Below are 13,688 nucleotides of genomic sequence, written 5' to 3'. Positions count from 1 at the left end.
CGGCGCTGACCGTCGCCCAGAAGGGCGGCGGCGACGTCCGGGAGCGAGAGTCGGGAGCCGGGAGTCGGGAGTCGGGCGTCGGCAGCCGCAGACCGGCTGCAGCCGTTCGGCGTTCGGCGTTCAGCCCACGAACTTGTAGCCGCTCCCGTACACGGTCAGGAAGTATCGCGGCTCCGACGGCACGGGCTCGAGCTTCTGCCGCAATCGAAGCACGAAGTTGTCCACCGTCCGCGTCGTCGTGCCCGCCTCGTAGCCCCACACCTCGTCGAGGATGCGGTCGCGCGTCACCACCTGGCCGCGGCACGCGATGAACAGCCTGAGCAGGTCGAATTCGCGCGCCGTGAACTCCACGGGCTCGCTGCCACGCCGCGCCACCTGCGCGTCGAAGTCGATGTCCACCTCGCCGAGCCGGTAGCGCTGCAGCGCCGCCGGCTTCGGCGAGTGGCGGCGCAGGCGGGTCCGCACCCGGGCGAGCAGCTCGCGCAGCATGAACGGCTTGACCACGTAGTCGTCGGCGCCGAGTTCGAGGCCCAGCACGCGATCGAGCTCCTCGGTACGCGCCGTGAGGAAGATGATCGGCACGTCCATGCCACGGGCGCGGACCTCGCGGCACACGTCGAAGCCGTTCATGCCGGGGAGGGTCACGTCGAGCAGGATCAGCTGCGGCTGGTGCCGGATGGCCAGGTCGAGGCCGGCCTCGCCGGTGGCGGCCACGACCACCCGATACCCTTCGCGCTTCAGGTTGATCTCGAGTCCACGCGACAGCCCGGGTTCGTCCTCGACCACCAGCACGGTGGACGCCGTCGGCACAGTCATGGTCACGCTGGCTCCTTTGCTTGCGGGGCGCCGCGACGCGGCATCACGAGGGTGAACGTGCTGCCCGCCCCTGGCGCACTCGTCACCTCGAGGCGCCCGCCATGGGCAGACATGGCATGACCGACCAGGAACAGCCCGAGGCCGTATCCGCCGATCGACGAGGAAAGGGCGGTGCGGAAGAAGCGCTCGCCGATGCGCGGCAGGTCCTCGGCCGGGATGCCGATGCCGTGGTCGCGTACGGCGATGCGCGCCTCGTCCAGGTCGGCGCTCAGGCGCAGCTCGATGCGGCGTGACGTACCCGAGTACTTGGCCGCGTTGTCGACGAGGTTGAGGACGGCGCCGGTGATGGCTTCGGTGTCGTGCCGGACGCCCGGCACGGGCGCGAGGTCGCGTTCCAGCGTGAACCCCCGCCGCGACAGCTGTGGCTCGATCAGCCGCACCGCGGCCTCGACGCTCTCGTCGAGATCGCGCACCTCGAACCGGTAGCTGCGTCGCCCCGCGTCGATGCGCGAGAAGTCGAGCACCTTGTCGAGGAGGTGCCGCAGTCGCTCGCTCTCCTGCGCGATGATCTCGTACGACCCGCGACGCTCCTCGCGATCGGCGTCGACGTCCTCGAGCAGGGTCTGCGCATAGAGCAGGATCATCGCCAGCGGGGTCCGCAGCTCGTGCGACGCCGCGCTCACGAACTGCGACCGCATCTGCGCCAGCGATCGTTCGCGCCGCACGTCGCGCACGAGCAGCAGGACGCCGAGCCCGAGCACGCCCGACACGAGCAGCGTGATCACGCCCTGCAGCACCACCGGCAGCCGCGACGCGGCGCCATCGGCAACCGGGGCGAGCCACAGCCGCCACGGCGCCAGGCCCTCGGCCGACGCGGTCACGCCCACGGCAGGCACGGCGCGGAGGTCGCCGAGCAGGCGCGCCGGTCCTGCCACGCCGGTCTCGCGCAGCACGGCCGGCAGGGCCTCGGCCTCGACCCATCGCGCGTCGGGCACCAGGACCGCGCGCAGCCCGTCAGGACCGGCCACCGGCGCGTGGTACACGCGCGTGCGGCGCCCCTCGAGCAGCACGTCGTCGCCGGCGACGTCGCCAGGACCGCCCGTGGCCTGCAGCGGCAGCGACGCCTGCACCGCGCGCGCCACCGCCAGCGCATCGAGGAAGGGCGCGGGCGCCGACGACGGAAGCGAGGAGCCGAGCCGGCCGCGCAGTTCCTCGAGGAAGTACCGGGCCTGCTCGTCACTCACGTCCCACCGACCGGCGACGAGATCGCCACGGGCCTGCCGCAGCAGGTCGGCGTGCCGGCTGCCCTCGAGATCGTGCAGTTCGAGCGCGGCCACGAGCCCGAACGGCCGCCCGAACCGATCCGTCTCGTCGCCGTGCTGCCGGGCCAGGGTCGCGTAGACCTCCACCGAGCGGGCCACGTCGCCGCTGCGTCGCTCCGCACGCGCGATCCTGGCCAGGAGCCGGGCCCGGGGTCCCGGCGCCGTCGTCCTCGCCAGGCACGAGCGATAGGCACCGAGCGCCACGTTCGGCCGGCCGGCGAACTCGGCGGCCTCGGCCTCGGCGACCGAGGGACGACAGGACGGTCCTTCGAGCGGTTGGTCGCCCTCGAGCGGCGTGTGGAGTCGGGGGTGGCGCACCTCGCGGTCATCGACGAGTACCAGTTGGCGCGCCACGGGGTGCCGTCGCGCGATGTCCCGGATCGCCGAGGCGGTCACCTGTCCACCGGCCGTGCCCGACGACCAGGCCGGATCGCGCAGCGCCACCGCGGCCGCCGAGGCGACACGAGCGGCCAGCGACGCCGCCGTGCGCTCGGCCTGCAGGCGTCGGTTGGCCTGCTCGAGCTGCGCGATGGCCTGCTGCTGCCGGCGCACCGACTGCAGACCAAGCGCCAGCAGCACCAGGGTCGGCACGGCGATCGCCAGCGCGTAGGCCACGACCTTGCGCGACGGTCGGGTCATGGAGTGGCCGCATGGTACAGGCTCCGGGAGGCCACCCCAAGAAGGGAGTTGGCCGCCAGCACGGCTAGTGGCACCGGGGACCGTCTGGCGTAGTCTGATGGGCGTATGCCTCACTCAGCCAACGCCTACGCCGCCTTCGACAAGACCACGCCCCTCGGGCCGACGACGATCACCCGCCGCGACCCGGGTCCCACCGACGTCCAGATCGACATCCAGTACTGCGGCGTCTGCCACTCCGACCTGCACACCGCGCGCAGCGAGTGGCCCGGCACCGTCTACCCCTGCGTGCCCGGGCACGAGATCCTCGGCACGGTCCGCGCGGTCGGCGACGCCGTCACGAAGTTCAAGGTCGGCGACACGGCCGCCGTCGGCTGCCTGGTCGACTCCTGCCGCACCTGCGAGAGCTGCAAGGCCGGCCTCGAGCAGTACTGCGACGTCTTCGGCTTCGTGATGACCTACAACAGCCCCGACAAGCACCTGCCGGGGCAGATGACCTACGGCGGCTATTCCACCAGCATCACGGTCACCGAGGACTTCGTGCTGAAGGTGCCGGCCAACCTCGACCCGGCGGCAGCCGCGCCGCTGCTCTGCGCCGGCATCACCACCTACTCGCCGCTGCGCCACTGGGGCGCGGGCCCCGGCAAGAAGGTCGGCATCGTCGGCCTCGGTGGCCTCGGCCACATGGGCGTGAAGTTCTCGCGCGCGTTCGGCGCCGAGACCGTCCTGTTCACGACCTCGGCCAGCAAGGTCGAGGACGGCAAGCGCCTCGGCGCCCATCAGGTCGTGATCTCGAAGGACCCCGAGGCGATGCAGCAGCACATGCGGAGCTTCGACCTGATCATCAACACGGTCGCGGCCTCGCACGACCTCGACCCGTTCGTGAACCTGCTCAAGCGCGACGGCACCATGGTGCTGGTCGGCGCGCCCGAGCACGCGCACCCGTCGCCGAGCGTGATGGGGATGATCTTCGGGCGCCGCAGCATCGCCGGCTCGCTCATCGGCGGTCTGCCCGAGACGCAGGAGATGCTCGACTTCTGCGGCAAGCACGACATCGTCTGCGACATCGAGCTGATCAAGGCGCAGCAGATCAACGAGGCCTACGAGCGCATGCTGAAGAGCGACGTGAAGTACCGCTTCGTGATCGACATCAGCAGCATGAAGTAGAAGGTAAGAAGAGTAGAAGAGTAGAAGGTAAAAAGGCAGGGCGGGAAGGAGGAAGGACCGCAAGTGCGAAGCGCCTTGAAGTCTTCAAGGAGCTTACCGCTTGCCGTCCTTGGCCCTTTCCGCCCTGCCTTCTACTCTTCTGCTCTTCTGCTCTTCTACTCTTCTGCTAGAAGCTGATGCGCGCGCCGAGTTGGATTTGTCGCGGCGTGGTCGCCAATGACCGGATCGTCCCGAAGTCGGTCGACGAGCGATTGCCGTTGGGCGCACCGAAGTTGGTCCGGTTCAGCACGTTGAAGGCCTCGATGCGGACCTCGAGGCGGGCCTGGCCGACGCCGAGGCCGAAGCCCTTGTGGAGGCCGAGGTCGAGCGTCCAGATGGCTGGCCCGGCGGCCACGTTGCGCGGCGCGTTGCCGAAGGGCTGCGACGGATCGGTCGGCACCGTGACGGCGTCTCGGTTGAACCAGTTGTCGATCGTCTGGCTGCCCTCGGCCGCGTAGATCTCGCCCGAGATGTTGGGCCGGTAGGTCGGCGCCCCGCTCACCGAGAACTGCGCCGACGGGTTGTAGGTGAGGTTCACCGGCAGGCCGCTCGTGATGGCGTTGATCGCCGTGAGGCGCCAGCCACCCGCGATGCCGTCGAGGATCGCGTTCCAGTCGTTGCCGAAGCGGCGATCACGCCCGAACGGCAGTTCCCACACCACCGAGGTCGTGTTGTTGAGCGGCTGGTTGTAGCCCGAGAGGCCGTACTCGCCCTCGAGGTTGGCCATGTTCACGCGGCTGTTGTCGCCGTTGGCCGTCTCGAGGTGCCCCGAGGCGTTGTCCTTGGCGCGCGACCACGTGAAGGAGTTGAGCAGGTACAGGCCGTCCGACCAGCGGCGCTCGACCTTCACCTGCAGCGCGCGGTACTCGGCGCGGCCGCCGTCGAAGGCCGACTGGATGAACTGGTACCCCTGGATCGGCCGGCGCGCCTGCAGCAGCGTGTTCTCGCCGGGCGCGTTCGGGCGCGCCTGGTTCAGGTCACCCAGGATCATGAGGTGGTCGCTCTTGTTGCCGATGTAGGCGATGTCGACCATCACGTTCGAGAACAGCTCGCGCTGCAGCGTCACGTGCCAGCTCTGGACGTAGCCGCTCTGCAGGTCCTTCGGGATGTAGTTCACGCGGCCGTTCAGCGGGTTGAAGTTGGCCGGCACGTTCAGCCCCTCCGGGTAGCCCTGCTGCGTGGTGCGGAAGCAGGTGGTCGGCGCCTGGGTGGCCGTGCACAGGCCCTGCGACGGCTGCTGCGTGATCGACACCGGCACGACGTGCGGGCCGTTGAACGACAGCAGGTTCTCGCCGCCGAGGCGGTTGAAGTGGATGTAGCTGAGGCCGTAGGCCGAGCGCAGCACCGTCTTCGGCGTGAGGCTCCAGGCGGCGCCGACGCGCGGCGCCCAGTTGTTGCGATCCGGGTTGACCAGCGCCCGGTCGTAGATCGAGCCGTCGCGGGCCTGGATCAGCGTGTTGGTGGCCGGGTCGAAGTTGGTGAGGTAGTTGTCCTCCTCCCACTGCGGCGTGCCGAACTCGTATCGCACGCCCAGGTTCACCGTGAGGTTGGGCGCGGCCTTCCAGTCGTCCTGCAGGTAGCCGAAGTGCATCCGCTGGCGCAGGTTGAACACGTACGGGTTGACGAGGTCGTACGAGTTGCGCGCGCCGAACATGAAGTCGGCCAGGTTGAAGATCGGCGCGTTGGCCGCCGCGCCCGTCGGGCGGCTGAACTGGCCCGAGTACGAGTCGGCCCCGTACTTCGGGTTCACGTCGTCGACTTCGGTGTTGATGGACTGGTACTCGTAGCCGGTCTTGAGCGTGTGCGCGCCCTTGATCCACGAGTAGTTGGCGCGCAGGTTGATGACCGTCGGGTTCTGGAACTGCGGGTTGCTGCTCTGCCGCCCCCAGGCCGTCCACCCGCCCACCGACTGCTGGGTGAGACCACCCGAGAAGTACGTGTCGGTGGGCAGGCCCGTGATCCCGTAGGCCTCGAGCATGTTCGGCGTCCCCGTGCCGAGCGCCGACTTGCCGGCGTCGGTCTGCGACACGCCGACACGGAGCTCGAGCAAGGAGTTGCCGGTGAGGGTGCGCGTCAGCCCGCCCGCGTACTGCTTGTTGAGGACGTCCACGAAGTTGTTGGCCGGCGACCCGATGTCGCCCGGAATCGGCCCCGGCTCGAAGTTGGTCACGTCGCGGTGGCTGTACCGGAAGAACATCGTGGTCTTGGCGTCGAGCTTCTGGTCGAACTTGATGTCGAACTTGTCGTTGAAATCCTCGCGGCGCGGCATCGAGTCGAAGTTGTTGGACAGCCCCGGCCGCGTCGGCTCGGGCAACCCGGCCAGCACCTGCTTGGCGAACGACGTGATCGCCGACTGCGGCACCACGCCATCGGCGTACACCTCGCCGGTGATCGGGTTGCGGATCGGCACGCCCAGGTTGCCCTGCCGCTGCGCCATCGTCGGGATGCTGGCGAACGTGAGCTGCCTGGAGACCTCGCGGAACCCCTCGTAGTTGAAGAAGAAGAACGCCCGGTCCCTGACGATCGGCCCGCCGAGCACGCCGCCGAACTGGTTCCGGTTCATCTCCGGCTTGACGCCTGACGAGGGCTTGAAGAAGCCGGTCGCGTTCAGCTTCGTGTTGCGGTTGTACTCCCAGGCCGCACCGCGGAACTGGTTGGTGCCGCTGCGGAACGAGGCGTTGATCACCGCGCCGCCGGCCCGGCCGAACTCGGCGCTGAAGTTGTTGGTCTGGACCTTGAATTCCTCCACTGCGTCGGGCGACACCTGCACCACCTGGTTGGAGAAGCCCTGGTTGCTGGTGCCGTAGGAGTTGTTGTCGACGCCGTCGAGGATGAAGTTGTTCAGCGCGCTGCGCAGGCCGTTGACGTTGAACGACGCGTCACGCGAGTTCGAGATCGACGACCGACGGACGCCCGGGCTGAGCAGCGCGAGGTCGGCGTAGGCCCGCCCGTTCAGCGGCAGGTTGACGATCTGCTCGCGGCCGATGACCGTGCCGCGATCGCTGGACTCGCTCTCGAGCAACCGCGCCGCCCCGGTGACCTGCACCGTCTCGCCGATGCCGCCGACCGAGAGCCCGAGATCGACGCGCTGGCGCGCGTTGACCGTGACCACCACGTTTTCGGCAATCGCCGTCGTGAAGCCCTGCAGCTCGGCCTTCACCGTGTACGTCCCCGGCCGGACGTTGAGGAGCTGGTACTGACCACGCTCGTCGGTCACCGCCGTCGTCGAGATGCCGGTGGCAGGGTTGGTCAGCGTGACGGTCACGCCGGGGATCGCGGCGCCGGATTGGTCGCTGATGAAGCCGAGGACGGTCGCGCTGTCGAATTGCGCGCGGGCCGCCGGTGCGAGCACGCACAGCAAGGCGGCGGCGTGCACGAGGGATCGGAGGAATCTGGTCATGGTGTGGAGATGGGCACGGAGACGCCGGCTGGCTGCGGCGAGCCGGGACGTGAGGACACGAACGGTACCATCGCCGTGCAACGGGCGCGTGACGAACGACACGAGCGGGGCACGCGCGCGCTGCCGGGCACGACGGAAGACCGCGACGGTAGAAGTGCGGCGAGGATACGCCAAAAACCGCCCAGCGTCATTCGGCCGCCGGTCTTCGTGCGGACGCGAAGCGTGGAGGGAACGCCACGCGGTGGGGGGAGCTGCCCCGGCCGTTCAGGAGATCGACGGGAAGAACGTGACCGACTCGCCCTTGTCGGCGACCCGACGCGCGATCTGGCGCGCCATCTGGTCGCGACGGACGAGGATGGCCTCAATGCGCGAGGCGTCGAGCACCTGTCCCAGCGCGGCCGTCAGGTCCTCGCGCGTGAGGGCGGTCATGCGCTCCCACAGTGCGCGGTCGTACTGCTGCGGCGCCTTGAGGCCGGCCAGGTCCCGCTTCGTGGTGAACGCCCGCGAGTGGTCGATCAGGTACAGGTGTCCTGCGTCGTCGTGCAGCAGGTTGCCCTGGTTGCGATCGGTGTTGGCCACCAACTGGTCGAACATCATCATCCGGCTGAGCTGCATCGCCCAGGTGGGTCCGGTGACCTTGGGCGGCTCGGCGGGGTTCCATGGGCGCACGCCATCGATCCAGTAGACCGCCGCCCCACGTACGCCCTTCTCCTGGCGCTCCACCACCGGTGGCACGACGTCGAGCCCGAGGTAGCGGCTGAGCTGATAAGCGGCGATCTCTGCTCGGTAGCTTTCCTGCTTGCCGTTCAGGAGCCACTCGGGCAACGGCTTCCACGCCATGCTGCGCACCGGCCCGCCGGGCGCGAAGTAGCCGCGGCGCGGCTTGGTGACGCCCACCGGGATGTCCGTGAAGCGCTCGACCACCGCCGTCCGCAGGAACTCCTCCACCTCGGCTTCATGCCCGCGCCAGGCATACGGCCGGGCTTCGAGCGCCGGTACCGACACGGCCATCGACGAGGACGCCGCCACCGGGACGACGGCGCCGACCGGATCCTGGGCCCGCGCGCCAGGCGCCCCCAGCACCAGCAGTCCGACGCACATACTCGCCGTCATCCATGCGCCACGCGCCCGCGTCAGGTCAGGTCGCCTCATCTGTCGCTCTCCGTCCCCATCAGATACGAGGGGCGCGCGCTGCAGTTCCGGGTACACTGCGGACCGCACCATGCACAACGGTCCACGCCACGCGGGAGAACACGCGACGGGTGCGGACGACCTCGCGCAGGGCTATCGCCGCTTCGTGGACACGGTCGAGCACCTGGCCGACAGCTTCACCGAGATCAGCGGCGACTGGACCATCACCTACATGAATCGGACCGGCCTGACCTGGGCCGGCCTGACCCTGCACGACGTCATCGGTCGCAACTTCTGGGACGTGTTCCCCTTTGCGGTGGGCTCGGCCTTCGCCACCGGGTTGCGGCGGGTGATGGCCACCCGCGAGGCCGAGTTGTTCGAGACGCCCTCGGCGCGCTCCGGCCGCTGGTTCGAGTCCAACGTGTTCCCCGCCGGCGAGGGCATCGCCGTGCTGTCGCGCGACATCGATGCCCGCAAGCGGGCCGAGGCGGCCCTGCTGGTCGCCGACCGTCGCAAGGACGAGTTCCTCGCCACCCTCGGCCACGAACTGCGCAACCCGCTCGCGCCGATCCGCACCGCCGCGCAGGTGCTGCGGCGCCTCGAACCGACCGATGGCTCGGCCAGCCGCGCCGTGGACATCATCGAGCGGCAGGTCGAGCAGTTGACCCGGCTGGTGGACGACCTCCTCGACGTCTCGCGCATCACGCGCGGACAGGTCGACCTGCGCCGGCGCACCGTGGACGTCTCGGCCATCATCGAGCAGGCGCTCGAATCGACGCTGCCCATCATCGAGGCGCGCCGTCATCGCGTGACGCGGCGCCTCGGCGACACGGCCCTGCCGGTCGACGCCGACCCGGCACGGCTCGCGCAAGTGCTCTCCAACCTGTTCCACAACGCCGCGAAGTACACGCCCGAGGGCGGCGAGATCGACGTGATGGCGACCCGCGACGGCGACACCGTCGTCATCGCCGTGCGCGACAACGGCCAGGGACTGGCTGCCGAGGATCGCGAGCGCATCTTCGACCTCTTCACGCAGATCGATCGGGCCCACGGCTACGGGGGGCTGGGCGTCGGCCTCACGGTGGCGCGCGAGCTGGTGCACCGGCACGGCGGCACCATCGAGGTCGAGAGCGAGGGGCCGGGCAGGGGTGCGGTGTTCGTGGTTCGGCTGCCGGTCGCCACGTCCCCGGTGACGCCGGTGGCCGGCATCCCGGCCCTGGCGGCCCCGCCGCCCGGGGCTCGCCGCCGCGTGCTCGTGGTCGACGACAACCTCGACGCGGCCGAGGCGCTGGCCGTGGCGCTGCGGATGGGCGGCCATGAGGTGCGCACGGCGGCCAGCGGCGGCGCCGCCCTCGACCTCGCGAAGACCTTCCTGCCCGATGCCCTGCTGCTGGACATCGGCCTGCCCGGCATGAGCGGCTACGACGTCGCCCGCGCGCTGCGCGCCGATCCCGCGCACGCCCACGTCCTGTTGGTGGCCGTGACCGGCTGGGGCCAGCCCGAAGACCACCGCAAGGCCCGCGAGGCCGGCTTCGACCACCACCACGTCAAGCCGGTCGACGTCGCGCAAATCGAGGCCCTGCTCGCGGCGACGAGCTGATCCTGGGTTCCGGGACGCGGCCCACCGGCCGGCTGTCGTCGGCTAGACGCCGACGCTGAACGCCTCGCCGGCGCGGGTCTCCACGTCGATCGTGTAGGACGTCATCGTCGGCAGCGGCGCAGGGGTCACGCCGGGAGCCACCAGGGGCGCGGCGACTGAGTGCGTGGCCAGCAGCGGGTTGGCGCACGGCCCCGATGCCTCGCGCGCCGGCGCGCCCTTGACGCGGAGGGGCGTGGCGGCCCGCAGCCGGCACACGCCGCCCAGGCGCGATCGCACCTGCCCGCTGACCAGCCGGCCTGACTCCCAGGCGAGATCGACCTCGAACCCGCCGCGCGCCCGCAGCCCGGTGACCCGACCGCGTGGCCACGCCGACGGCAGCGCCGGCAGCAGGTCCAGCGCGCCGGCATGACTCTGGAGCAGCATCTCGCAGATGCCGGCGGTCGCGCCGAAGTTGCCGTCGATCTGGAACGGCGGATGCGCGTCGAACAGGTTCGCGTACACGCCGCCGCCACCGCTCATCCGCGTGCCGAGTTCGTCCACCAGCCGCAGCAGGCGCACCAGGAGCCGGTGCGCGCGATCGCCATCGCGCAACCGCGCCCACGCGTTCACCTTCCACGCCAGCGACCACCCGGTGCCGTCGTCGCCGCGCAGCTCGAGTGCCTTGCGGGCGGCCATGAAGAGCGCCGGCGACGCGAACGGCGTGATCTGTCGCCCCGGATGCAACGCGAACAGGTGCGAGAAATGACGGTGGTGCGGATCCTCGGGCGGCAGGTCCACGCCCCACTCCTGCAGGGCCCCGTTGGCGTCGATCCGGTAGGGCCGGAGCTTCGGCAGGACCTCCCCGATGCGCGCCGTGACGGCATCGGACACGCCGAGCACCGATGCCGCCTGCAGCACGTTCGTGCAGGCGTCCCACGTGAGGCCGAGGTCCATGGCGCTCCCGGCATTCACCGCCGCCTGCCGACCGTCGGGGAGCCGGAACTTGTGCTCGGGCGAGGTCGAGGGCGAGGTCGCCAGGAACCCGTCGGCGTCGGGCACCAGCAGGTCGAGGCAGAACTCCGCGGCGCCTCGCATCAGCGGATACGCCGTGCCGCGCAGCCACGCGGCATCGCCGCCGAACGCGTAGTGCTCCCACAGGTGCTGCGACAGCCACGCGCCGCCCATCGGCCACGACGCCCACACCGGGTCGCCCTCCCCGAAGCGGCCCACCGGCGCCGTCTGCCGCCACAGGTCGGTGTTGTGGTGGGTCGTCCACCCTCGGGCGCCGTAGTTGACGCGGGCGGTCTCGGCGCCCTTGCCTGCCAGATCGCCGACCATCGCCAGCAGCGGCGCATGGCATTCGGCCAGGTTGGCCGGCTCGGCCGGCCAGTAGTTCATCTCGGTGTTGATGTTGACCGTGTAGTTGCTGCTCCACGGCGCGCGCACCTGTTCGTTCCACAGGCCCTGTAGGTTCGCCGGTTGGGTGCCGGGGCGGCTGCACGACACGAGCAGGTAGCGACCGTACTGGAACAGCAGCGTGGCCAGCGACGGATCGTCGGCCGGCCCCTCGGCGAGGCGCACGTCGAGCGGGCGGGCCGTCAGCGTCTCCGGCGCCGACCCGAGATCGAGCGTGACGCGCGACATCAGCCCGGCGTGATCCTCACGCTGCCGGACGCGCAGCGCGTCCCAGTCACGCGTCCGAGCCGCGGCGATCTGCGCCGACGTGATCGCGGCCGGGTCGCGCCCGTCGACGACCGCGGCGCGGTCGGGGCCGGCAAAGCTGGTGGCCATGGCGAGCAGGAGCGTCGCGCGCGAGGCGCCGTCGATGCGGATGCCCTCCGGCGTCACGTCGGCGCGGCCGTCGGTGCGGACCACCAGCCGCGCCTCGAAGTGCATGCCGCGATCGTCGGCGTAGCGCACCGGGTCGGTCACGTCCTCGTAGTTCGGCTCGACGTGCGAGGGGGCCCGCCCCCGAAGCACCAGCGCATCGCCGTCGACGCGGACCGACGCGTGGAGCGGGCTGGAGAGGCGCGCCACGCAGGCGAGCAGGCCCGGCGTGTCGCACGACAGGTCCATCGCGATCACCTGGTCCGGATGACTGGCGATGACGCGGCGCGTGAAGGTCGCCTTCCCCTGCCGGTACGACACGACGGCCTCGCCGGTCGCGAGGTCGAGCGTCCGCGTGTAGCGTCGCGCGAGGTCGCCGTGGTCGTGCACGACGTGCAGGTCGCCGAGCGGCAGGTAGGACTGGGTGTAGGGGCCCATCATCCGCCTGGCAGCCTGATCGGCCTCGGCGAAACGCCCGGCCGCCACCAGCGCCCGGACGTCGGTCAGCGCGGCGCGCGCTCCGGGGTTGTTCCAGTCGGAGGGCCCGCCCGACCACAGCGTGTCCTCGTTCAGCTGCAGCCGCTCGGTCTGGACGCCGCCGAACACCATCGCGCCGAGGCGCCCGTTGCCGAGCGGCAGCGCCTCGACCCACTGGCGAGCCGGACGCGCATAGGCCAATTGCAGCAGTGACGCGCCATCGCCGATTGACTGGGCGAGCAGCCCGCCGCGCAGGAGCGGCAGGGCCCCAAGCGCGAGCAACGACTCGAGGAACGTCCGGCGGCCGGACGTCCGGAGGGGCACCCCCGAGGGTGTTCGATTCCGGCGATTCACGCGTCGCATCCTACGCCAGGTGGGCTGCCCGCACCCACGCCCCACCCGCCACCCGGGATGGGGCGCCATTGCATCTCGCCCGCCGTGGCAGGAGGAATCGCGACGTGGCCGCACACTACCGCATCGACACCCCAAGCGCCTGCGCCGTGCTGACCATCTCGGGCCAGCCGCTCTCGTGGCCGGACTTCGTCTCCCTCGTCAGCGCGATGATCGACGATGCCGCGTACGCGCCGGGCATGCCGGTGCTGGAAGACGTCCGCGACCTCGAGGTGCCGCCGCCCACCGACTGCATGCGCGCGATGGTCGGCCTGTTCCAGCTCCGCGCCGACCGACTGGCGGGCGCGCGGTGGGCCATGGTCGTCGGCGGGGACCATGCGGCGATGTACGGCCTCGGGCGCATGGCCGAGATCCTCGCCCACGAGAGCCCGGTGACCTTCAGCGTGTTCAGGTCGCTCGAGGACGCGCAGGCCTGGCTGCGCGAAGACCCGACCGCGGAGGTCGTCCCGACGGCCTCGGCGTGATACAACCTGCCGTCATGGCAGGCCTGGCTTTCGAGCACCTCGCGGTCAACGTCGGCGACCCGGTGGCCGTCGCCGAGTGGTACGTCACTCACCTCGGCATGACGGTCGTCCGGCGCGGCGACGCCCCCGCGCACATGCACTTCCTCGCCGACGCGTCGCGTCGGGCGATGATCGAGATCTACAACAACCCGGTCGCGCGCGCCGACCTGTACCGCGACCTGCACCCCGTGCAGCTGCACGTGGCCTTCACGTCGGCCGATCCCGACGCCGACACCGAGCGGCTGGTCGCCGCGGGCGCCGTGCTGGTCGAACACCAGCGTCACCCCGATGGGTCGCACCTGGTCATGCTGCGCGATCCCTGGGGTCTGCCGATCCAGTTGGCCAGGCGTGCCGTGCCGATGATGTAGAGCGCCGCGATC

General features: G+C 70.6%; 9 protein-coding genes. 4 read left to right on the top strand and 5 right to left on the bottom strand.

From position 1 onward, the window contains the following. Nucleotides 1–120 precede the first annotated feature (120 nt). The gene (locus tag TBR22_RS06580; RefSeq protein WP_239493479.1) at nt 121–816 is read right to left on the bottom strand and encodes a response regulator transcription factor; all 696 of its coding nucleotides are present in this window, start codon (nt 814–816) and stop codon (nt 121–123) included. A gap of 2 nt (nt 817–818) precedes the next feature. Beyond that, complete coding sequence (locus tag TBR22_RS06575; protein WP_239492164.1) at nt 819–2,777, bottom strand: cell wall metabolism sensor histidine kinase WalK; 1,959 nt, start codon at nt 2,775–2,777, stop codon at nt 819–821. A 105-nt stretch (nt 2,778–2,882) separates the two neighbouring features. Here TBR22_RS06575 and TBR22_RS06570 point away from each other — a divergent pair, with 105 nt between their 5' ends. Continuing rightward, on the top strand, nt 2,883–3,941 hold the full coding sequence (locus TBR22_RS06570; protein ID WP_239492163.1) for an NAD(P)-dependent alcohol dehydrogenase: 1,059 nt from the start codon (nt 2,883–2,885) through the stop codon (nt 3,939–3,941). Between the two features lie 166 nt (nt 3,942–4,107). Here the strand turns inward: TBR22_RS06570 and TBR22_RS06565 are convergent, their stop codons facing one another. After that, nucleotides 4,108–7,380, bottom strand: coding sequence for a TonB-dependent receptor (locus TBR22_RS06565; RefSeq protein WP_239492162.1), 3,273 nt, complete (start codon nt 7,378–7,380; stop codon nt 4,108–4,110). Nucleotides 7,381–7,644: 264 nt separating this feature from the next. Continuing rightward, entirely contained in the window at nt 7,645–8,481 is an 837-nt protein-coding gene (locus TBR22_RS06560; protein ID WP_239492161.1) for a phosphatidylinositol 4-kinase, read from the bottom strand. A gap of 121 nt (nt 8,482–8,602) precedes the next feature. On the opposite strand from TBR22_RS06560, the gene TBR22_RS06555 reads away from it, so the two are divergent. Next, complete coding sequence (locus tag TBR22_RS06555) at nt 8,603–10,111, top strand: ATP-binding protein (RefSeq protein ID WP_239492160.1); 1,509 nt, start codon at nt 8,603–8,605, stop codon at nt 10,109–10,111. A 42-nt stretch (nt 10,112–10,153) separates the two neighbouring features. On the opposite strand, the gene TBR22_RS06550 is transcribed toward TBR22_RS06555, so the two are convergent. Further along, nucleotides 10,154–12,718, bottom strand: coding sequence for a glycoside hydrolase N-terminal domain-containing protein (locus tag TBR22_RS06550; RefSeq protein ID WP_239492159.1), 2,565 nt, complete (start codon nt 12,716–12,718; stop codon nt 10,154–10,156). Nucleotides 12,719–12,852: 134 nt separating this feature from the next. Here TBR22_RS06550 and TBR22_RS06545 point away from each other — a divergent pair, with 134 nt between their 5' ends. Both TBR22_RS06545 and TBR22_RS06540 read left to right on the top strand, forming a co-directional pair. Then, complete coding sequence (locus tag TBR22_RS06545; protein WP_239492158.1) at nt 12,853–13,269, top strand: hypothetical protein; 417 nt, start codon at nt 12,853–12,855, stop codon at nt 13,267–13,269. Between the two features lie 14 nt (nt 13,270–13,283). After that, nucleotides 13,284–13,676, top strand: coding sequence for a VOC family protein (locus TBR22_RS06540; protein WP_239492157.1), 393 nt, complete (start codon nt 13,284–13,286; stop codon nt 13,674–13,676). Nucleotides 13,677–13,688: the final 12 nt, after the last annotated feature.

The organism is Luteitalea sp. TBR-22 (genome assembly GCF_016865485.1).
Lineage (GTDB): Bacteria > Acidobacteriota > Vicinamibacteria > Vicinamibacterales > Vicinamibacteraceae > Luteitalea.
Note: the sequence above shows the minus strand (reverse complement) of the source record. Positions and strands in the feature narration are given on the sequence as shown.

Excerpts from the sequence above, each read along its gene's own strand:
- TBR22_RS06560 (WP_239492161.1), bottom strand. The coding sequence starts at position 8,481 with ATGTGCGTCGGACTGCTGGTGCTGGGGGCGCCTGGCGCGCGGGCCCAG.
- TBR22_RS06555 (WP_239492160.1), top strand. The coding sequence starts at position 8,603 with ATGCACAACGGTCCACGCCACGCGGGAGAACACGCGACGGGTGCGGAC.
- TBR22_RS06540 (WP_239492157.1), top strand. The coding sequence starts at position 13,284 with ATGGCAGGCCTGGCTTTCGAGCACCTCGCGGTCAACGTCGGCGACCCG.
- TBR22_RS06570 (WP_239492163.1), top strand. The coding sequence starts at position 2,883 with ATGCCTCACTCAGCCAACGCCTACGCCGCCTTCGACAAGACCACGCCC.
- TBR22_RS06575 (WP_239492164.1), bottom strand. The coding sequence starts at position 2,777 with ATGACCCGACCGTCGCGCAAGGTCGTGGCCTACGCGCTGGCGATCGCC.
- TBR22_RS06580 (WP_239493479.1), bottom strand. The coding sequence starts at position 816 with ATGACTGTGCCGACGGCGTCCACCGTGCTGGTGGTCGAGGACGAACCC.
- TBR22_RS06565 (WP_239492162.1), bottom strand. The coding sequence starts at position 7,380 with ATGACCAGATTCCTCCGATCCCTCGTGCACGCCGCCGCCTTGCTGTGC.